Origin of the sequence: Kitasatospora sp. NBC_01250 (genome assembly GCF_036226465.1) — a bacterium.
Taxonomy (GTDB): domain Bacteria; phylum Actinomycetota; class Actinomycetes; order Streptomycetales; family Streptomycetaceae; genus Kitasatospora.
The window spans coordinates 1,734,669-1,757,354 of the sequence record NZ_CP108476.1 but is presented as its reverse complement, the minus strand read 5'-3'; the positions used below and the strand labels follow the sequence as shown (position 1 = coordinate 1,757,354).

Genomic DNA, 22,686 nt, shown 5'->3' with positions numbered 1-22,686 from the left:
CCCATGATGACCACGCCGAACGAAAAAGTCGTTGCCGCGCTCCGGGCCTCCATCAAGGAGACCGAGCGGCTGCGGCGGCAGAACCAGCAGCTGATCGCGGCCGCGAAGGAGCCGATCGCGATCGTCGCGATGAGCTGCCGGTTCCCGGGCGGCGTGGCATCACCCGAGGCGCTGTGGCGACTGGTCGCCGAAGGCGGCGACGCGATCGGCGAGTTCCCGGCCGACCGCGGCTGGCAGCTCGCCGACCTGTACGACGAGGACCCCGACCGCCAGGGCACCTTCTACGCCCGCGGCGGCGGGTTCCTGGCCGGCGCCGACCGCTTCGACCCGGCGTTCTTCGGCATCTCGCCGCGCGAGGCACTCGCCATGGACCCGCAGCAGCGCCTGCTCCTTGAGACCTCCTGGGAGGCGTTCGAGCGGGCCGGACTCGACCCCTCGGCGCTGCGCGGCAGCCGCACCGGCGTCTTCGTCGGCGCCTCCGCCTCCGGCTACGCGGGCGTGGCCGACCAGCTGCCGGACGGGGTCGAGGGCTACCTGCTCACCGGCAACGCGGCGGCCGTCGTCTCCGGCCGGGTCTCCTACACCTTCGGCTTCGAGGGCCCGGCCGTCACGGTCGACACCGCCTGCTCCTCCTCGCTGGTCTCGCTGCACCTGGCCGTGCAGGCGCTGCGCAACGGCGAGTGCTCGTTGGCACTGGCCGGCGGCGTGACGGTGCTGGCCACCCCGGACGTCTTCGTCGAGTTCAGCCGCCAGCACGGCCTGGCCGCCGACGGCCGCTGCAAGGCCTTCGCGGCCGGGGCCGACGGCACCGGCTGGTCCGAGGGCGTCGGCATGCTGCTGGTCGAGCGGCTCTCCGACGCCCGGCGCAACGGGCACCCGGTGCTGGCGATCGTGCGCGGCTCGGCCGTCAACCAGGACGGCGCGTCCAACGGTCTGACGGCCCCGAACGGCCCCTCCCAGCAACGGGTGATCCGCCAGGCGCTGGAGAACGCGCGCCTGAAGCCCGAGCAGGTCGACGCGGTCGAGGCGCACGGCACCGGCACCACCCTCGGCGACCCGATCGAGGCGCAGGCGCTGCTCGCCACCTACGGCCAGGACCGGCCCGCGGAGCGGCCGTTGCGGCTGGGCTCGCTCAAGTCGAACATCGGTCACACCCAGGCGGCGGCCGGTGTCGCGGGCGTGATCAAGATGGTCATGGCGATGCGGCACGGCGTGCTGCCGCCGACCCTGCACGTGGACGAGCCGACCCCGCACGTGGACTGGACGGCGGGCGCGGTCTCGCTGCTCACCGAGGCCGTCGACTGGCCGGCGACCGACGAGCCGCGCCGGGCCGGGATCTCGGCGTTCGGCGTGAGCGGCACGAATGCGCACACGATCCTGGAGCAGGCGCCGGAGAGCGCGCCGGAGCCGGTCACCGAGGCGGCGGTGTCGCCGTCGGTGCTGCCGGTGGTCCTCTCGGCGCGGGACGCGGACGCGCTGCGGGCGCAGGCGGAGCGGTTGTTGCCGGTGGCTGCGCAGGCCGAACCGGTCGATGTGGCGCACTCGTTGGCGACGGGCCGGGCGGCGCTGGAGCGGCGTGCGGTGGTGCTGGCGGGGGAGCGGGACGAACTGCTGGGCGGGCTGGCCGCGTTGGCGGCGGGGGAGTCGCTGGCGCAGGTCGTCACGGGCTCGGTGGTGGAGGGGCGGACGGCGTTCCTGTTCACCGGTCAGGGCAGCCAGCGGGCCGGGATGGGCGCTGAACTGTACGGCGCGTTCCCGGTGTTCGCGGAGGCGTACGACGCGGTCTGCGCGGAGCTGGACCAGTACCTGGAGACGCCGCTCGGCGAGGCCGACGCGTTGATCGACGAGACGGCCTACACGCAGCCGGCGCTCTTTGCCCTCGAAGTGGCGCTGTTCCGGCTGGTCGAGTCCTGGGGTGTGCGGCCGGACTTCCTGGCCGGTCACTCGATCGGTGAGCTGGCCGCCGCGCACGTCGCGGGCGTCCTGTCCCTGGCGGATGCGGCGCGGTTGGTGGCCGCGCGTGGCCGCCTGATGCAGGCGCTGCCTGCCGGTGGTGCGATGGTGGCCGTGCAGGCGAGCGAGGCGGAGGTGCTGTCGCTGCTCGACGGCCGCTCCGATGTCGGTATCGCCGCCGTCAACGGCCCGACGTCCGTGGTGCTTTCGGGCGCCGAGCAGGCGGTGCTCGACGTTGCGGCGCAGCTGGACCGCAAGACCAAGCGCCTGACCGTCAGCCACGCGTTCCACTCCCCGCTGATGGAGCCGATGCTCGCCGAGTTCCGCGCGATCGCCGCCGAACTGACCTTCCACGCCCCGACGATCCCGATCGTCTCCACCCTCGACCAGTCCGCCGACCTCGCCACCCCCGAGTACTGGGTGCGCCACGTCCGCGAGGCCGTCCGCTTCGCCGACGCCATCGCCACCCTGGAGCAGCAGGGCGTGCGTACCTTCGTCGAGCTGGGCCCCGATGGAACCCTCACCGCACTCGCCCAGGAGTCCGCCACCGCCGAGCGGACCGCCCTCGTGCCCGTTCTCCGCGCGGGCCGCCCCGAGGTGCGCAGCGCGGTCACCGCGCTCGCCCAGGCCCACGTCCGCGGCATCCCCGTGGACTGGTCGGCGTTCTTCGCAGGCACCGGCGCCCGCCGGATCGACCTGCCCACCTACCCCTTCCAGCGCCAGCGCTACTGGCTCGAAGGCGGCGCCCCGACGGGCGACCCCGCCTCGCTCGGGCTGGTCGCCGCCGGGCACCCGCTGCTCGGCGCGAGCGTCGAACTCCCGCACTGGGACGGCCTGGTGTTCACCGGCCGGCTCTCCGTGCAGGCCCAGCCGTGGCTCGCCGACCACGTCGTGCTGGGCTCGGTGCTGCTGCCGGGCACCGCGTTCGTGGAGCTGGCGATCCGCACCGGCGACCAGGTGGGCTGCTCGCTGCTGGAGGAGCTGACGCTGGAGGCCCCGCTGGTCCTGGGCGCCCAGGGCGGTGTCCAACTGCGCCTCGCCCTGGGCGCGGTGGACGAATCGGGACGCCGCCCGCTGAGCCTGCACTCGCGGCCGGAGGATGCCGAGGCCGAGGAGCCGTGGACCCGGCACGCCACCGGTGTGGTCGCCCCCGGCAGCCCTGCGGAGCCGTTCACCGCACCGGCCGCCTGGCCGCCGGCCGGTGCGGAGGCCGTCGACGTCACGGACCTCTACGAGCGCCTCACCACGGCCGGTTTCGGCTACGGCCCGGTCTTCCGCGGCCTGCGGGCCGCCTGGCGGCGGGCCGACGAGGTGTTCGCCGAGGTGGCGCTGCCCGAGGAGGCCCGCGACGGTGCTGCTGCCTTCGGCCTGCACCCGGCGCTGCTGGATGCCGCACTGCACGCGGTCGGCGTCGGCAACCTGCTGGACGACACCGGGCGCGGCCGGATCCCGTTCGCGTGGAGCGGCGTCTCGCTCCACGCCTGGGGTGCCACCGTGCTGCGCGCCCGCCTGTCGCGTACCGGACCGAAAGCGATCACGCTGGAGCTGGCCGACGAGACCGGTCGGCCGGTCGCCTCGGTCGACTCGCTGGTGCTGCGCGAGGTCTCCGAGGAGCAGGTGCGCGCGACCCGGGGCGGCTTCACGGACTCGCTCTTCCAGGTGGCCTGGCAGCCGCTCGCGGTGTCGGTGTCGGTGTCGGAGTCCCCGGCCGGGCGCTGGGCGGTGCTGGGCGCCGAGTTGTTCGGTGCGGACCACTTCGCCGACCTCGCCGCGTTGGGTGCGGCGGTGGACGACGGCCTGGCCGCCCCGGAGACGGTCTTCCTCCCCCTCGTCCCGACCCCCGGGGTCGGCTCTGCTGAAGTGCGTGAGGCCCTGCACAGCGTGCTTGCGGTGGTGCAGGAGTGGCTGGCGGACGAGCGGTTCGCCGGTTCGCGGCTGGTGCTGGTGACCCGGGGTGCGGTGGCGGTCGACGCGAGCGGCGTCACCGACCTGGCGCACGCGCCGGTCTGGGGTCTGGTGCGCTCGGCGCAGTCCGAGAACCCTGGCCGCTTCGTCCTGCTCGACCTTCCGGCCGACGGCGCCTCCCCGGAGCTGCCGACCGCTGCGCTGGCCACCGACGAGCCGGAACTCGCCGTCCGCGCGGGCGAGGTCCTGGTGCCCCGCCTCGCGCGGGTGGCGGCGCCGGTCGAGTCGTCGCCGGTCTTCGATGCGGACGGCACGGTGCTGGTGACGGGTGCCTCGGGCACCCTGGGCGGTCTGGTGGCCCGGCATCTGGTGGCCGAACACGGGGTGCGGAGCCTGCTGTTGGTGTCGCGTCGTGGTGCGCAGGCGTCGGGGGCGGCCGAACTGGTGGCCGAACTGGCCGCGTTGGGCGCCAGCGCGGTCGTCGCGGCGTGCGATGTGGCGGACCGTGCTGCGCTGGCCGAGCTGTTGGCGGTGCACCCGGTGTCGGCGGTGGTGCACACCGCGGGGGTGCTGGACGACGGGATCGTCTCCTCGCTGACCCCCGAGCGGCTGGACACGGTGCTGCGCCCGAAGCTGGACGCGGCCCTCAACCTGCACGAACTCACCGACGGGCTCAGCGCGTTCGTCCTCTTCTCGTCCGCCGCCGGTACCTTCGGTGGCCCGGGCCAGGGCAACTACGCCGCTGCCAACGTCTTCCTGGACGCACTCGCCAGCCGGCGCCGCGCCCAGGGCCTGGCCGCCACCTCGCTCGCCTGGGGCCTGTGGGCCGAAGGCGCCGGCATGGCCGCCGCGCTCGGTGACGGCGACGTCGACCGGATGGCGCGCTCGGGCGTGCAGGGGCTCACCGCCGCCGAGGGCCTGGCGCTCTTCGACGCCGCCCTCGGCACCGGGGCCGCGACCGTGGTCCCGATGCGGCTGGACCTGGCCGCGCTGCGCAAGGACGCGAGCCGCGCGGTCGTGCCGCTGCTGCGCGGGCTGCTGCGGGCGCCCGCCCGCCGGGCCGCCCGGTCGGGCGCGGCCGGTGGCTCGGAGCTGACCGCCCATCTGCTGGCGCTGCCGGCCGGTGAGCGCGAGCCCGCGCTGCTGGAGCTGGTCTGCGGCCGGGTGGCGTCCGTGCTCGGCTACGCCGACGCGAGCGCCGTCGAAGGCAGTCGGGCCTTCAAGGAGCTGGGCTTCGACTCGCTGACGGCGGTCGAGCTGCGCAACGAGCTGAACGGTGCCACCGGCCTGCGGCTGCCCGCCACGCTGATCTTCGACTACCCGAGCCCGCCGGCCCTGGCCGCCTTCCTGCTCGCCGAGCTGCTGGGCGACGCCACGGACCCCGCTACCACCGGCCCGGCCGCCCCGGCCGCCCCGAGCGCCCTGGCCGACGACCCGATCGCGATCGTCGGCATGGCCTGCCGCTACCCCGGCGGTGTCGAGTCGCCCGAGGACCTGTGGCAGCTGGTCTTCTCCGGCGAGGACGCGATCTCCGGCTTCCCGGCCGGCCGCGGCTGGGACATCGAGAACCTCTACCACCCCGACCCCGACCACCAGGGCACCAGCTACGCCCGCGAGGGCGGCTTCCTGCACGACGCGGGTCTCTTCGACCCGGCGTTCTTCGGGATCTCGCCGCGCGAGGCGCTGGCGATGGACCCGCAGCAGCGCCTGCTCCTCGAGGTCTCCTGGGAGGCGATCGAGCGGGCGGGCATCGACCCGGCCTCGCTCAAGGGCAGCCGCACCGGCGTCTTCGCCGGTCTGATGTACCACGACTACACCTCCGGCATCAGCGAGCTGCCCGAGGGCGTCGAGGGCTACCTGGGCACGGGCAACTCCGGCAGCATCGTCTCCGGTCGGGTCGCCTACACCTTCGGTCTCGAAGGCCCGGCGGTGACGGTCGACACCGCCTGCTCGTCCTCGCTGGTGGCGCTGCACTGGGCGATCCAGGCGCTGCGCAGCGGCGAGTGCACGATGGCGCTCGCGGGCGGCGTGGCGGTGATGGGCACGCCCGAGACCTTCGTCGACTTCAGCCGCCAGCGCGGCCTGTCGGCCGACGGGCGCTGCAAGTCCTTCGCCGCCGCTGCCGACGGCACCGGCTGGGGCGAGGGCGCGGGCATGCTGCTGGTCGAGCGCCTCTCGGACGCGCGGCGCCACGGGCACCCGGTGCTCGCCGTGGTGCGCGGCTCCGCGGTCAACCAGGACGGAGCGTCCAACGGCCTCACGGCCCCCAACGGCCCGTCGCAGCAGCGGGTGATCCGCCAAGCACTGGTGAACGCCCGCCTGACCGCCGACCAGGTCGACGCGGTGGAGGCGCACGGCACCGGCACCACGCTGGGCGACCCGATCGAGGCGCAGGCGCTGCTGGCCACCTACGGCCGCGAGCGCGCGCAGGACGAACCCCTCTGGCTCGGTTCGGTCAAGTCCAACATCGGCCACACCCAGGCCGCCGCCGGTGTCGCGGGCATCATCAAGATGGTGATGGCGATGCGGCACGGCGTGCTGCCGCGCACCCTCCATGTGGACGAGCCCTCGCCCACCGTCGACTGGGCCGCCGGTGCGGTCGAACTGCTGACCGAGGCACGGCCCTGGCCGCGGAGCGAGCGCCCGCGTCGCGCGGCGGTCTCCTCCTTCGGCATCAGCGGCACCAACGCGCACACCATCCTTGAGCAGGCCCCGGCCGCCCCTGCCGCGCAGGCTCCGGCCGCCGCCGAGGCGGTGCACGCGGCCGTGCTGCCGTGGCTGCTGTCGGCGCGGAGCGGCGAGGCGCTGCGGGCCCAGGCCGAGCGGCTGCGCACCTTCCTGGTGAACCAGCCGGCCGCCGAACCGGCCGATGTGGCCTACTCGTTGGCCACCACCCGGGCCGCCCTGGAGCACCGCGCGGTACTGGTCGCCGAGGACCGCGACGAACTCCTGCGCGCACTGGGCCTGCTGGCCGCGGGCGAGCCGGCTGCGGGGGCGGTCCGCGGCACGGTGGCGCCGGGCAGGCTCGCCTTCCTGTTCACCGGTCAGGGCAGCCAGCGGGCCGGGATGGGCGCTGAACTGTACGGCGCTTTCCCGGTGTTCGCCGAGGCGTACGACGCGGTCCGCGCGGAGCTGGACCAGCATCTTCAGACGCCGCTCGGCGAGGCCGACGCGTTGTTGGACGAGACGGCCTACACGCAGCCGGCGCTCTTCGCCCTCGAAGTGGCGCTGTTCCGTCTCCTCCGATCCTGGGGCGTGCGGCCGGATTTCCTGGCGGGGCACTCGATCGGTGAGCTGGCTGCCGCGCACGTCGCCGGTGTCCTCTCCCTCACTGACGCCGCCAAGCTGGTGGCCGCGCGTGGCCGCCTGATGCAGGCGCTGCCTGCCGGTGGTGCGATGGTGGCCGTGCAGGCCGCCGAGGCGCAGGTGCTGCCGCTGCTCGCCGACCGCTCCGATGTCGGTATCGCCGCTGTCAACGGTCCGACGTCCGTGGTGCTTTCGGGCGCCGAGCAGGCGGTGCTGGAGGTGGCCGGGCAGCTGGGCTGCAAGACCAGGCGCCTGACCGTCAGCCACGCGTTCCACTCCCCGCTGATGGAGCCGATGCTCGCCGAGTTCCGCGCGCTCGCCGCCGAACTGACCTTCCACGCCCCGACGATCCCGATCGTCTCCACCCTCGACCAGTCCGCCGACCTCGCCACCCCCGAGTACTGGGTGCGCCACGTCCGCGAGGCCGTCCGCTTCGCCGACGCGATCGCCACCCTGGAGCAGCAGGGCGTGCGCACCTTCGTCGAGCTGGGCCCCGACGGCGTGCTCAGCGCGATGGGCCAGGAGAGCGCCACCGCCGAGGGGACCGCCTTCGCGCCCGCGCTGCGCGCCGACCGCCCCGAGGTCCGCACCCTCACGACCGCTCTCGCCCGGCTGCACGCCCGTGGCGCGGCCGTGGACTGGCCGGCCTTCTTCGCCGGCCGGAACGCCCGCCGGGTCGACCTGCCCACCTATGCCTTCCAACACGCCTGGTACTGGCTGGAGTCCGCGGCGCAGGCCGCCGGCGGACCGGCCGCCGACCCGGTGGACGCGGAGTTCTGGCAGGCGGTGGAGCGCGGGGACCTGGACACGCTCGCGGCGACGCTCGACGTCGAGGCCCGCAGCGAGGGGCCGCTGGGCACCCTGTTGCCCGCACTGTCCACCTGGCGCCGCCGGCACCGGGAGCGCACCACGGTGGACGGCTGGCGCTACCAGGCCGGGTGGCAGCTGGTCGCCGATGCCGGCGCTGCCGCACCGTCGGGGCGCTGGCTGGTGGTGGTGCCGGTCGGCAGCGTCGAGGACGCCGTGGCGCTGGACACCTTGCACCTGCTGGTCGACCGCGGCGTCGAGGTGCACCGGATCGACGTCGCGGTGGCGGATGCCGACCGCCGCCGGCTCGCCGAGCGTCTGCGGCCACTGGCCGATGCCGAAGCGCCGACCGGCGTGCTCTCGCTGCTCGCCCTGGACGAGCAGACGGCCGTCCCCGGGACGCTGGCGCTGGTCCAGGCACTGGGCGATGCCGGGGTCGCGGCGCCGCTGTGGTGCCTGACCCGCGGCGCCGTCTCGATCGCGCCCGCCGAGCGGCTGGCCAACCCCGTCCAGGCCCAACTCTGGGGCCTGGGGCGGGTGGCGGCACTGGAACACCCCGACCGCTGGGGCGGCCTGGTCGACCTGCCGGTGATCGCGGACGACCGGGTGCTGAGCCGCCTGCTCGGTGCGCTGGGCGGTGCGGTCGGCGAGGATCAGCTCGCGGTGCGCACCTCGGGCGTCTTCGCCCGACGTCTGCTGCGCTCGGCACCCGGTGAGGCCGTCGGCTGGCAGCCGACGGGCACCACCCTGGTCACCGGTGGCACGGGCGCGTTGGGCGCGGAGGTGGCGCGTTGGCTGGCCCGCAACGGTGCCGAGCAGCTGGTGCTCGCCGGTCGGCGTGGCCCGGACGCCCCGGGTGCGGCCGAACTGGTCGCCGAGCTGGGCGCGTTGGGTGCCACGGCGACGGTGGTGGCGTGTGATGTGGCCGACCGGGCGGCGCTGGCCGAGCTGTTGGCGGCGCACCCGGTCTCGGCGGTCTTCCACACCGCCGGGGTGCTGGACGACGGGGTACTCGACGGCCTGACGGCCGAGCGGTTCGCCGCCGTGGCCCGGCCCAAGGTGGACGCCGCCCGCAATCTGCACGAACTGACCGGCGAGCTCAGCGCGTTCGTGCTCTTCTCCTCGATCGCGGGCACCATCGGCAGCGCGGGGCAGGCCAACTACGCGGCGGCCAACGCCTACCTGGACGCGCTGGCCGAGCAGCGCCGGGCCGACGGCCTGCCCGCCACCGCGATCGCCTGGGGCCCATGGGCCCAGGGCGGCATGGCCGATGACGAGGGCCTGGCCGAGCGCCTGCGCCGTGGCGGCCTGGGCACCATGGCACCGGAGTTGGCGCTGGCCTTCCTGCACCGCGCGCTCTCCACCAGGGACACCGCGGTGGCCGCCGCGGACCTGGACTGGGCGCGGTTCGCACCCTCCTTCGCCGCCGCTCGGCCCACCCGCCTCTTCGACGAACTGCCCGAGGCCCGCACGGCGATCGAGCAGGCCGCTCCCGCGGCCGGCGACGACCTCGCCGCCGGTACCCTCGCGCATCGCCTGGCCGCTCTGGCCCCGGCCGAGCAGGAGCGCGCGCTGCTCGATGTGGTGCGGGGCAATGTGGCCGCCGTGCTCGGCTACGCCGGCCCGGACTCCGTGGAGGTCGGCAAGGCGTTCCGTGAGTTGGGCTTCGACTCGCTGACCGCCGTCGAGCTGCGCAACCGCCTGAACGCCGTCACCGCCCTGAGCCTGCCCAGCACCCTGGTGTTCGACTACCCGACCACGGTCGCGCTGGCCGGCCATCTGCGCGGTGAGCTGCTCGGTGCGGGGCAGACTGAACCGACGGCGGTCGCGGTGCGGGCGGTTGACGACGAGCCGATCGCGATCGTGGCGATGAGCTGCCGGTTCCCGGGGGGCGTTGCGACGCCCGAGGAGCTGTGGCAGCTGCTGGCCGCGGGTGGCGATGCGGTCTCCGGTTTCCCGACCGACCGCGGTTGGGACCTGGCCGCGCTCTTCGGCGCCGACTCCGACGATGCGCACGCGTCCCACACCCGCCGGGCCGGTTTCCTCTCCGGTGTGGCCGAGTTCGATCCGACCTTCTTCGGGATCTCGCCGCGCGAGGCGCTGGCCATGGACCCGCAGCAGCGGCTGCTCCTGGAGACCTCCTGGGAGGCGTTCGAGCGGGCGGGCATCGACCCGACCGCGCTGCGTGGCAGCCGGACCGGCGTCTTCGTCGGCACCAACGGCCAGGACTACCTCCAACTGGCGATGGACGACGCCCGGGACCTCGCCGGGTTCCTGGGCACCGGCAACGCCGCCAGCGTTGTCTCCGGCCGGTTGTCGTACACCTTTGGTCTGGAGGGGCCGGCGGTGACGGTGGACACGGCGTGTTCGTCGTCGTTGGTGGCGTTGCATCTGGCGGGGCAGGCGTTGCGGGGTGGTGAGTGTTCGTTGGCGTTGGTGGGTGGTGTGACGGTGATGTCGACGCCTGGTGCGTTTGTGGAGTTCAGTCGTCAGGGTGGGTTGGCGGCGGATGGTCGGTGCAAGGCGTTTGCGGGTGGTGCGGATGGTACGGGGTGGGGTGAGGGTGTGGGGATGTTGTTGGTGGAGCGGTTGTCGGATGCGGAGCGCAACGGGCATCCGGTGTTGGCGGTGGTGCGTGGCAGTGCGGTGAATCAGGACGGTGCGTCGAATGGTCTGACGGCGCCCAATGGTCCTTCGCAGCAGCGGGTGATTCGGCAGGCGTTGGCGAATGCGGGTGTGGTGGCGTCCGGGGTGGATGCGGTGGAGGCGCACGGGACCGGTACCACGCTGGGTGATCCGATCGAGGCGCAGGCGTTGCTCGCCACCTACGGTCAGGAGCGGCCGGCCGACCAGCCGTTGTGGTTGGGGTCGGTGAAGTCGAACATCGGTCATACGCAGGCGGCTGCGGGTGTGGCGGGTGTGATCAAGATGGTGTTGGCGATGGGGCATGGGGTGTTGCCGCGCAGTCTGCACATTGATGAGCCGACGTCGCAGGTGGACTGGTCGTCGGGTGCGGTGGCGCTGTTGGCGGAGGAGCGGGTGTGGCCGCGGAGCGGGCGTCCGCGTCGTGCGGGTGTCTCGTCCTTCGGGCTGAGCGGTACCAACGCCCACGTCATCCTGGAACAGGCACCCGTGGTGGCACCCCCTGCTCCGGCGGCAGTCGCCCCGTCCGTTCTCCCGGTGCTCCTGTCGGCGCGCACCGAGCAGGCGCTGCGGGCGCAGGCGCAGCGGTTGCTGCCGGTGGCTGCGGAGGCCGAACCGGTCGATGTGGCGCACTCGTTGGCGACGGGCCGGGCGGCGCTGGAGCGCCGCGCGGTGGTGCTGGCGGGAGAGCGGGACGAACTGCTGGGCGGGCTGGCCGCGTTGGCGGCGGGGGAGTCGGTGGCGCAGGTCGTCACGGGCTCGGTGGTGGAGGGGCGGACGGCGTTCCTGTTCACCGGTCAGGGCAGCCAGCGGGCCGGGATGGGCGCTGAACTGTACGGCGCGTTCCCGGTGTTCGCCGATGCCTACGACGCGGTCCGCGTGGAGCTGGACCAGTACCTGGAGACGCCGCTCGGCGAGGCCGACGCGTTGTTGGACGAGACGGCCTACACGCAGCCGGCGCTCTTCGCCCTCGAAGTGGCGCTGTTCCGCCTCGTCGAGTCCTGGGGAGTGCGGCCGGACTTCCTGGCGGGGCACTCGATCGGTGAGCTGGCCGCCGCGCACGTCGCCGGGGTCCTGTCCCTGGCGGATGCCGCCAAGCTGGTGGCCGCGCGTGGCCGCCTGATGCAGGCGCTGGCCGCCGGTGGTGCGATGGTGGCCGTCCAGGCCGCCGAGGCGCAGGTGCTGCCGCTGCTGCTCGCCGACCGTTCCGATGTCGGTATCGCCGCCGTCAACGGCCCGACGTCCGTGGTGCTTTCGGGCGCGGAGCAGGCGGTGCTGGAGGTGGCCGGGCAGCTGGGCTGCAAGACGAAGCGCCTGATCGTCAGCCACGCGTTCCACTCCCCGCTGATGGAGCCGATGCTCGCCGAGTTCCGCGCGCTCGCCGCCGAACTGACCTTCCACGCCCCGACGATCCCGATCGTCTCCACCCTCGACCAGTCCGCCGACCTCGCCACTCGCGAGTACTGGGTGCGCCACGTCCGCGAGGCCGTCCGCTTCGCCGACGCCATCGCCACCCTGGAGCAGCAGGGCGTGCGCACCTTCGTCGAGCTGGGCCCCGATGGAACCCTCACCGCACTCGCCCAGGAGTCCGCCACCGCCGAGCGGACCGCCTTCGTGCCCGTTCTCCGCGCGGGCCGCCCCGAGGCGCGCAGCGCGGTCGCCGCGCTCGCCCAGGCCCACGTCCGCGGCATCCCCGTGGACTGGTCGGCGTTCTTCGCCGGCACCGGCGCCCGCCGGATCGACCTGCCCACCTACCCCTTCCAGCGCCAGCGCTACTGGGTGCAGCCGTCCGCGCTGCCCGCCGCGACCGACGTGGCCGCGGCCGGTCTGGCCTCCGCCGGGCACCCGCTGCTTGGCGCGGCCGTCGAACTGCCCGACTCCGACGGCTTCCTGTTCACCGGCCGGCTCACCCTGGACACCCACCCGTGGCTGTCCGACCACGCGGTGGGCGACACCGTGCTGCTGCCGGAGACGGCGTTCGTCGAACTCGCCGTCCGGGCCGGCGACCAGGTCGGCTGCGGCCTGCTGGAGGAGCTGACCGTCGAGGTGCCGCTGGTGCTGCCCGAGGAGGGCGCGCTCCAGCTGCACCTGGTGGTCGGCGGCCCCGAGCAGGCTTCCGGTCGGCGATCGCTGGCCCTCTATGCCCGCCCCGAGAGTGCGATGGCGTCCGAGCCGTGGACCCGGCACGCGAGCGGTGCGCTGGCCGTCGCCGCGACGTCCGCCCTCCCCGCCCCCGTGCCGCTGGACCCGGCGGCCTGGCCGCCGGCCGGCGCCGTCGAGCTGCCGGTCGAGGGCCACTACGAGCGGCAGGCGTCGGCCGGCCGCTGGTACGGGCCCGCGCTCCGGGGCCTGCGCAAGGCCTGGCAGCACGGGGACACGGTCTTCGCGACCGTGGAGCTGCCCGAGGAGCTGCGGACGGCGGCGGACGCCTACGGCCTGCACCCGGCCCTGCTCGACGCCGCCCTGCACGCCCTCTCCCTCGACCCGGCGTCCACCGGCCCGGCGTCCCTCGCCCCCTTCGCCTGGCGCGGCCTCACCCTGCACGCCGGGGGTGCCACGGAGCTGCGGGTGCGGCTCACGCCGACCGGGCCGGCGGAGGTGTCGCTGGCCGCGACGGACGAGTCGGGTACTCCCGTCGTCTCGGTGCAGGCCCTGACGCTGCGCCCCCTCGCGGCCGAGCAGCTCGCTGCGGCCTCGAAGGCCGGGCGGCCCGACGCGCTCTTCCGCATCGACTGGGCGCCCCTGCCCTTGCCGGAGCGGTCCGAGGTGCCGACCGGTACGCGCTGGGCCGTGCTCGGCGCCGACCGGCTCAAGATCGGCGCCTCCCTCGAACTGGCCGGTGAACGGCCCGAGTTCTACGACGGCCTGGCCGAGCTGCAGGCGGCCGTCGCGGCCGGGCGGCCCGCCCCCGGCACCGTGCTGGTGAGCTGCACGGGCGAGCCGGGCGGCAACGACCTGGCGGCCGAGGTCCACACAGCCACCCACCGCGCGCTCGCCCTGGTGCAGGGCCTGCTCGCCGACGACGGCCTCGCCGGTGCCCGGCTGGCCCTGCTGACCAGCGGCGCGGTGGCCACCGGCACCGGCGACGGGCCGGTCGACCTGGTCCACGCCCCGCTCTGGGGCCTGGTGCGGGCGGCCCGGATCGAGAACCGGGACCGCTTCACGCTGGTGGACCTGGACGACGACGAGGAGTCCCGCCGCCTGCTGCCGTTCGCGATCGCCTGCGGCGAGCAGGAGTTCGCCCTGCGGGCGGGCACCGTGCGGGTGCCCCGGCTGGCCCGCCTCGCCCGTCCCGCGCACCCCGCCCAGAGCGATGAACAGCCCGGGTCCGCACCGAAGTTGAACCCCGACGGCACGGTGCTGATCACCGGTGCGGCCGGCGGGCTCGGCGCTCTGCTCGCCCGCCATCTGGTGGCCGAACACGGCGTCCGCCACCTGCTGTTGACCAGCCGGCGCGGCCCCAGCGCCCCGGGCGCGGCCGAACTGGTCGCCGAACTCACCGCGTCGGGTGCCGAGGTCACGATGGCGGCCTGTGACGTGGCGGACCGCGTGGAACTGGCCGCGCTGCTGGCCGAGGTGCCGGTCGCGCACCCGCTGACGGCGGTGGTGCACACCGCGGCCGTGCTGGACGACGGCGTGGTCGGCGCGCTCACCCCCGAGCGGGTCGACCGCGTGCTGCGTCCCAAGGTGGACGCGGCGCTCCACCTGCACGAGCTCACCGCCGAGCTGGAGCTGGACGCCTTCGTGCTCTTCTCGGCCGCCGCCGGCACGCTGGGCGGTGCGGGGCTCGCCGGCTACGGTGCGGCCAACGTCTTCCTGGACGCGCTGGCCCGCCACCGCCACGGCCACGGCCTGGCCGCGGTCTCGCTGGCCTGGGGTATGTGGGCCGAGCGGCGCGGCATGGCGGGCCGGCTGAGCGAGGTGGACCTCGCCAGGTCGGCGCGCGGCGGGGTGCTCCCGATGACCGCCGAGCAGGGACTGGCGCTCTTCGACGCCGCCCTCGCGGTCACCGGCGAGCCGGTCCTGGTCCCGATGCGGCTGGACCTGAACGTGCTGCGGGCGCTGGCCACCGTGCCCGACGCGCTGCCCGCGCCCTTCCACGGCCTGGTGCGGCCCCCGGCCCGGCGCGCCTCCGTCGCTGCCGCGGCGGCGGCCGCCGAGCCCGACAGGGCCACCCTGGCCCAGCAGTTGGCCGGCCGCCCGGCCGCCGAGCAGCGCGGTGCGCTGCTCGACCTGGTCCGCCGCCACGTGGTGGCCGTGCTCGGCTACACCTCGGTGGAGCTGGTCGGCGCCGGACAGGCCTTCCGCGAGCTGGGCTTCGACTCGCTGACCGCCGTCGAGCTGCGCAACCGGCTGACCGAGGCCACCGGGATCCGACTGCCCGCGACCCTGATCTTCGACCACCCGACGCCCGCCCTGCTGGCCGAGTCCCTGCTGGCCGAGCTGGCTCCCGACAGCGGACCGGCGGCTCCCGGCCTCCTCGAGGAGCTGGACCGCCTGGAGGCGGCGATCGCCGCGCTCGGCGCCGGGGAACACGGCGCCGTCGCCCCCGACGACGCCGCCCACGCGCGGATCGCGGTCCGCCTGCAGACCCTGCTGGCGAGCTGGAACGCCGCGCGCGGCAGCGAGGAGAGCGCGGGCGCGGCGGCGATCGACGAGGCGAGCGACGACGACCTCTTCGACTACATCGACAAGAAGTTCGGCAGGGGCTGAGCGGCGTGCCCGCCGTGTTCCGCAACCCCGTCACCCCCTACCCCGACGAACCGGATGGGCAGCGCTCCGATGGCCAATGAAGACAAGCTCCGCGAATACCTCAAGCGCGTGCTGAAGGACCTCGACGAGGCCCACACCCAGCTGCGCGACCTCGACGAGAAGGCCCGCGAGCCGATCGCGATCGTCGCGATGAGCTGCCGGTTCCCGGGCGGTGTGCAGAGCCCGGAGCAGCTCTGGCGGCTCGTCGAGAGCGGCGGTGACGCGATCTCCGGCTTCCCGACCGACCGCGACTGGGACCTCGACGGGCTCTACGACCCGGACCCGGACGCGCAGGGCGCCTCCTACACCAAGGAGGGCGGCTTCCTGTCCGCCGTGGACGAGTTCGACGCCGCCCTGTTCGGCATCACGCCGCGCGAGGCGCTGTCGATGGACCCGCAGCAGCGCTTGCTGCTCGAGACCTCCTGGGAGCTGTTCGAGCGGGCGGGCATCGACCCGGCGACCCTGCGCGGCAGCCGCACCGGCGTCTTCGTCGGCACCAACGGGCAGGACTACGTCCCGGTGCTGATGCGCTCGGCCGAGAACTTCGAGGGCCACCTGGGCACCGGCAACACCGCGAGCGTGATGTCCGGGCGGCTCTCCTACACCTTCGGTCTCGAGGGTCCGGCGGTCACCGTCGACACCGCCTGCTCGGCCTCGCTGGTCTCGCTGCACCTCGCCGTGCAGGCGCTGCGCACCGGCGAGTGCTCGCTGGCCCTGGCCGGCGGCATCACCGTGATGCCGAACCCGGGCACCATCATCGAGTTCAGCCGCCAGCGCGGGCTGGCCGCCGACGGCCGCTGCAAGTCCTTCGCCGGTGCGGCCGACGGCACCAACATGGCCGAGGGCGTGGGCCTGCTGCTGGTCGAGCGGCTCTCCGAGGCCCGCCGCAACGGGCACCGGGTGCTGGCCGTGGTGCAGGGCAGCGCGGTCAACCAGGACGGCGCGAGCAACGGCCTGACCGCCCCCAACGGGCCGTCCCAGCAGCGGGTGATCCGCCAGGCGCTGGCCAATGCCCGGCTGACGCCCGACCAGGTCGACGTGGTCGAGGGCCACGGCACCGGCACCCGGCTGGGCGATCCGATCGAGGCGCAGGCGCTGCTGGCCACCTACGGCCGGGGCCGGCCCGAGGACCGGCCGGTGTGGCTCGGCTCGGTGAAGTCGAACATCGGCCACACCCAGGCGGCGGCGGGCGTCGCGGGCGTGATCAAGATGGTGATGGCGATGCGGCACGGCGTGCTGCCGCGCACCCTGCACGTGGACGAGCCGACCCCGCACGTCGACTGGTCGGCCGGTGCCGTCGAGCTGCTGGCGGAGAACCGGCCCTGGCCGCAGACCGGCCGCCCGCGCCGGGCCGCGGTCTCGTCCTTCGGCATCAGCGGCACCAACGCCCACACCGTGCTGGAGCAGGCCCCCGTCGAGCAGGCCCCCGCCGGGCAGGCCCCCGCCGGGGAGGCGCCGGCCGGTGAGGCACCGGCCGCGCTCGCCGTCACTGCCTCGGCGTCCCCCGTGCTCCCGGTGGTGCTCTCCGGCAAGAACGACGCCGCCCTGCGCGACCAGGCGGACCGCCTGCGCGACTGGCTGGACGCCGAGCCGGACGTCACCGTGCCCGAGGTCGCGCAGGCCCTGGCGACCACCCGGGCGGCGCTGGACCGCCGGGCGGCGATCGTGGCCGCCGACCAGGACGAACTCCGCGCCGGGCTCGATGCGCTGGCCCTCGGGGTGCCCGCCGCACCGGTGCTCAAGGGCACCGCGGTCGAGGGCCGGCTCGCCTTCCTCTTCACCGGCCAGGGCAGCCAGCGCCCCGGCATGGGGGCCGAACTCCACGCCGCCTTCCCGGTGTTCGCCGAGGCCTACGACGCGGTCCGGGTCGAGCTGGACCGGCACCTGGAGACCCCGCTCGCCGAGGCCGACGCACTGCTCGACCGGACGGCGTACACCCAGCCCGCGCTCTTCGCCCTCGAGGTGGCGCTGTTCCGGCTTGTCGAATCCTGGGGCCTGCGACCGGACTTCCTGGCCGGGCACTCGATCGGCGAACTGGCCGCCGCGCACGTCGCGGGCGTCCTCTCGCTGGCCGACGCCGCGCAGCTGGTCGCCGCCCGTGGCCGGCTGATGCAGCAACTGCCTGCCGGTGGTGCGATGGTGGCCGTCGAGGCGGCCGAGGACGAGGTGCTGCCGCTGCTCGCCGACCACCCGGAGGCGGGCATCGCCGCTGTCAACGGGCCTTCGTCGGTGGTGATTTCCGGTGCCGAGGCGGCCGTCCTGGCGGTGGCCGAGAGGCTGGCCGCCGAGGGCTGCCGGACCAGGCGCCTGACCGTCAGCCACGCGTTCCACTCGCCCCTGATGGAGCCGATGCTCGCCGAGTTCCGCGCGATCGCCGAGCGGGTGACCTTCCACGCCCCCACCCTCCCGATCGTCTCGACGCTCGACCAGCGCGCCGACCTGACCACCCCCGACTACTGGGTGCGCCACGCCCGCGAGACGGTCCGGTTCGCCGACGCCGTCGAGACGCTGGAACGCGAGGGCGTGCGCACCTTCGTCGAGCTGGGCCCGGACGGCATCCTCAGCGCCCTCGGGCGGGACTGCGTCGGCACGGCCGCGCTGTTCGCCCCGGCGCTGCGCCGTGACCGCCCCGAGGCCCGGACGGCGATCGGCGCACTGGCCCAGGCGCACGCCCACGGCGTCGCCGTCGACTGGGCGGCCTTCTTCGGGGGGACCGGCTCCGGCCGGCTCGATCTGCCCACCTACGCCTTCCAGCGCCGCCGCTTCTGGCCGGCGGCGGCCGAGGACGAGTCGACGGTGCCGGCCGACGCCGTGGACGAGCGGTTCTGGTCCGCCGTGCGGCGCGAGGACCTGGACGGGCTGCTCAGCACCCTGGGCCTGGCCGGTGACCTGCCGCTCAGCGCGGCACTGCCCGCCATGTCGTCCTGGCTCCGGGCGCGGAGCCAGGACCGGCTCCCGGCGGCGCCCGCCACGGCGGCGGACACCTCGCGTGGCACCGCCCCGGAGACCGTGGCAGCCGTGGCAGCGGCGGAGCCCGCCGATGCTCCGCTGACCGTCCGCCTGGCGGGGATGGCCGGGTTCGAGCGGCAGAACGCGCTGCTCGCCCTGGTCCGGACCGAGGCGGCGTTCATCCTCGGCTACGCGGGACCGGAGGAGATCGAACCGGGGCAGGCCTTCCGGGACCTCGGCGTGGACTCGCTGATGGCGGTGCTGCTGCGCGACGGCCTGGCCGACCAGACGGGCCTGTCGCTGCCCGCCTCGCTCGTCTTCGACCAGCCCACCCCGGCCCTGCTCGCCACCCACCTGCACCTGGAGCTGTTCCCCGACAGCGCGGGCTCGGGCGGCTCGGTGACCGGGGAACTCGATCGCCTGGAGGCCGCGCTGGCCGCCAGCACCCCCGACGGCGTCACCCGGGCCCGGCTCCAGATGCGCCTCAACGCCCTGGCCGCCCGCCTGGGCGAGTCCCAGCAGCCCGCCGCGGAGGCCACGGCGGCCGAGGCCGACCTGGCGGAGATCGAGGGCCTCGACACCGCCTCGGACGAGGAGTTGTTCGCCTTCATCGACGACAGCCTCGGCTAGGAAGCGTGCGTTGGTGCTGAGCCAACCGGGGGGGGGACTCCGGCAGGCGGGTGGATCGCTCCGCCCGTCTGCCGGACATCGGACGAGATCATTAGCCCATGAGAGGCGCTGAGCTGACGGCCCGTCGGCTGCCTCCCCGCCTCCCCGCCTTCCCGCCTTCCCACCTTCCGCCGAACGGCGGACAACCGGACAGGCCCTGGCCGCCGGACGGGCACGGCAGCGGGGGCGGGCCCCGCCCCGCCCTCAGCCCTGCGGCGGCCGGACCTCGATGATCTCGGCACGGCCGCCGACGGGCCGGGCCTCGTGCAGGGTGATCACGTCACCGGGCGTCAGGTGCCGCCACTGCTCGGGCGTCAGGGGAGCCAGCCGCACGTCGGCCGTCCCACCGGGGCCGAGCTGCGGCGCGGACTCCACCCAGAGCCGCGCGACGTTCAACGCCGACCGGCCGTCCGCGGTGCGGGTGCCGATGTCCCACAGGGGCCTGAGCCGACCGTCGCCCGCGAAGGCGGTGCGGCGTCCGCGTCTGCTCTCGTCGGCGGGCAGCAGGGTCAGGGTCGCGCGGATGGTGCCGTTCCGGCGCTCCCAGTCCCGCCACTCGCACCAGCGGCGCGTGCGCTCCGACATCATCTGCCGGGCGGCCTCGGCGAGCGTCTCCCAGAAGTCGACGGGCACCGGATGGACGTCCGCGATGTCGACGAGCAGGTCGAGCGCCAGCTCCCACTCCTGGAGCCCGAGTTCGGCGCGGGCGTCCGCGACCGTCCAGCCGTTCTCCGCCGCGGCGTCCTCGGGCAGGAGGCCGGCGGCCCGCCGGAGGAGGGTGAACGCGTCGTCCATGGGGCCCATTGTCGCCCGGCCTCGCCGGGGGCCGAGGGGCGGGGGGAACGTACTGCGCCGGGAGGCGGTTCATGGGTTTCCGGTGTGGCCGAAATTCGGACAACGCATTTCGGCCAGTGGCCGGTTCATCGGTACACAGTGGTCGTCGGGGGGAGGGGAACGTATGCTGATGGCGTTCGGTTCAATGGGTTCCACAACCTTTCGGGGGGACCGAAACAGGCTGACATGACGTAGGTCACGTTTCATTTCCGGCCGGGCGGTGACGCCCTCTTCGTGCTGTGACCAGGGGCTGATGCATGGTTGACAGCCGAGTTGGCCTGGTTGCAGCATGTTGGAGCGGCGAATTCCGGATGGTTCCGGCGGCCGCTTCCGCCGAGGCGGACGAACTGGCTTTCCTGGCGAGTTCACCTGCTTTCCATTTCCTTACGTGTATGCGCGGCGGATTGTCGTGTGCCGACCGCTGGGAAAGGCCTGTAGTGACATCTCCCCGAACTGAACCGGTTGTTTTCCCATTCGACCGCGCGGCGGGCTGCCCGCTGGATCCGCCGGACGGATACCGGGCGCTGCGGGAGGGTTCCTCGGTCGTCCGGGTCACCGTTCCGACCGGCGACCAGGCCTGGCTCGTGACCCGGCACGACGACATCCGGTCGATTCTCGGCGATCCGCGCTTCAGCTCGGACATGACGCAGCCCGGGTATCCGCGCTTCTTCGTGCCGGGGGAGCGCCAGCCGGGCGCCTTCGTCGCGATGGACCCGCCGGACCACACCCGCTACCGCAGAACGGTGGCGTCCTGGTTCACCAGCCGGGCCGCGGAGCGGCTGCGGCCGCGGATCCAGGAGATGGTGGACGGGCTCCTCGACGACCTGCTCGCGGGGCCGCCGGCGGCCGACCTGGTCGCCCGCTTCGCCTCGCCGCTGCCGGCCATGGTGATCTGCGAGTTCCTCGGGGTGCCCTACCCGGACCGGGACAAGTTCGGCGGCTGGATCCTCGCGCTGATCGAACGCGAGGGCGCGCCCGAGGAGTTGGCCCAGGCGCTGACCGACCTCTTCGCCTACATGTACGAGTTGGTGGCGGCCAAGGAGGCCGAGCCCACCGACGACCTGCTCGGGCAGCTGGCCGGCAACGAGATCCGCAACGGCGAACTGACGCAGCAGGAGGTCGTCGTGATCGGCCTGATGCTGCTCTCGGCCGGCTTCGACACCACCGCCAGCTCGATCTCGCTCAGCGTGCTCGCGCTGCTGGAGAACCCGGCGCAGGCCGAGCGCCTCGTCGCCGACCCGTCGTTGGTGCCCGGCGCGGTCGAGGAACTGCTGCGCCATCAGAACGTGCTGCAGTACGGCATCGGCCGGGTCGCGGCCGAGGACGTCGAGCTGCGCGGGCAGCTGATCCGGGCCGGTGAGGGCGTGGTCCTGCTGACCCCCTCCGCGGCCCGGGACGCGGACGCCTATCCGGATCCCGACACCCTCGACGTCGGCCGGGAGGGGGTGGACCCGATGACCTTCGGGCACGGCATCCACAACTGCGTCGGCAAGTTCCTGGCCCGGGTCGAGCTGCAGGTCGCCATCGGCACCCTCTTCAGCCGGCTCCCCGGCCTGCGGCTGGTCACCCCGGTGACCGAACTGCCGTTCCGCGACGGCTCCATGGTGTACAGCCCGCGCGAACTGCCGGTCACCTGGTGAGCGCCGAGGTGGAGTCCACGTTCCCGCAGGCGCGCCCGGCCGGGTGTCCGATGGACCTCGCGCCGCAGTACGGCCGGTGGCAGGAGGGGCAGGGGCTGGTCAGGGTGCGCCCGCCGGTCGGCGACCCGGTCTGGCTGGTCACCCGCCACGAGGACGTCCGCAGGGTCCTCGCGGACGTGCGGTTCAGCTCCGACATGACCGCGGCCGGCTACCCGAAGCTCTTCGTGCCGCCGCTGATCCTGCCGGGGGCGTTCATCGCGCTGGATCCGCCCGAGCACACCCGTCTGCGGGCCATGCTGACGGGCGAGTTCACCACCCGCCGGATGCAGGCGCTGCGCCCCAAGGTGCAGGCGATCGTGGACGGCGCGCTGGAGGAGCTGCTGGCCGGCCCCGCCCCGGCCGACCTGGTCACCGCCTTCGCCCGGCCGGTCGCCGCGGTGGTGATCTGCGAGCTGCTCGGGGTCCCGGCCGCCGACCAGCGGCTCTTCCTGGGCTGGACGGAGACGCTGCACCGCCGCGACGTGCCGCCCGCGGCCCACCAGGAGGCCAACGAGGCGCTGTTCGGCTACATGGACGCCCTGGTCGCCCGCAAGTCCGCGGAGCCGACGGACGATCTGATCGGCCGCCTGGTGGTCGAGCGGGTCCGCACCGGCGAGCTGAGCCACGGTGAACTGGTGGCCTTCGCGCTGCTGTTGCTGGCCGGCGGGCTGGACACCTCGGCCAACGTGATCGGCCTGAGCACCCTGTCGCTGCTGCTCGACCGGTCGCAGTGGACGGCGCTGGCCGCCGAACCCGCGCTGCTGGACGGCGCGGTGGAGGAGATGCTGCGCTTCCACACCATCACCCAGTGGGGGATCGGCCGTGCGGCCACCACCGACCTGGAGGTGGGCGGCACGACGGTGCGGGCGGGCGAGGGCGTCATCCTGCTGCTGCCCGCGGCCAACCGCGACCCGTCGGTCTTCGCCGAGCCGGACCGGTTCGACGTGCGCCGCGAGGCGCGCGGGCACCTGACCCTCGGCCACGGCGTGCACCACTGCATCGGCCAGGGGCTGGCCCGGCTGGAGCTCCAGGTGGCGATGGGCACCCTGGTGCGGCGGCTGCCGGAGCTGGCGCTCGCCGTCCCGCAGGCCGACGTCGGCTTCCAGGACGACATGTTCGTCTACGGCGTGCACGGCCTGCCGGTCACCTGGTGACCGGGCCCGACTCCCGGCAGCGCCCGGCAGTCCGT

4 protein-coding genes and 1 pseudogene are annotated in these 22,686 nt (G+C 74.4%); 4 read left to right on the top strand and 1 reads right to left on the bottom strand.

Annotated features, from left to right (window positions below; translation table 11 throughout):
- The first annotated feature begins 51 nt into the window (after window positions 1-51).
- Together OG500_RS07505 and OG500_RS07500 are read left to right on the top strand one after the other, a co-directional pair.
- The gene (locus OG500_RS07505) at window positions 52-15,327 is read left to right on the top strand and encodes a type I polyketide synthase (protein WP_442907129.1); all 15,276 of its coding nucleotides are present in this window, start codon (window positions 52-54) and stop codon (window positions 15,325-15,327) included.
- A 108-nt stretch (window positions 15,328-15,435) separates the two neighbouring features.
- Window positions 15,436-18,945, top strand: a pseudogene (locus OG500_RS07500) (type I polyketide synthase); the annotation flags it as partial.
- 243 nt (window positions 18,946-19,188) lie between these two features.
- On the opposite strand, the gene OG500_RS07495 reads toward OG500_RS07500, so the two are convergent.
- Window positions 19,189-19,779 carry a hypothetical protein gene (locus OG500_RS07495; RefSeq protein WP_442907009.1) on the bottom strand — a complete coding sequence of 197 codons (591 nt, stop codon included), beginning with the start codon at window positions 19,777-19,779 and terminating at the stop codon, window positions 19,189-19,191.
- A 623-nt stretch (window positions 19,780-20,402) separates the two neighbouring features.
- Here OG500_RS07495 and OG500_RS07490 point away from each other — a divergent pair.
- Window positions 20,403-21,458 (top strand): cytochrome P450, encoded by a 1,056-nt coding sequence (locus tag OG500_RS07490; protein WP_327065612.1) that lies wholly within the window; start codon window positions 20,403-20,405, stop codon window positions 21,456-21,458.
- The gene (locus tag OG500_RS07485; RefSeq protein WP_329577961.1) at window positions 21,455-22,651 is read left to right on the top strand and encodes a cytochrome P450; all 1,197 of its coding nucleotides are present in this window, start codon (window positions 21,455-21,457) and stop codon (window positions 22,649-22,651) included. The genes OG500_RS07490 and OG500_RS07485 overlap by 4 nt, the downstream gene beginning before the upstream one ends.
- Window positions 22,652-22,686 lie beyond the last annotated feature (35 nt).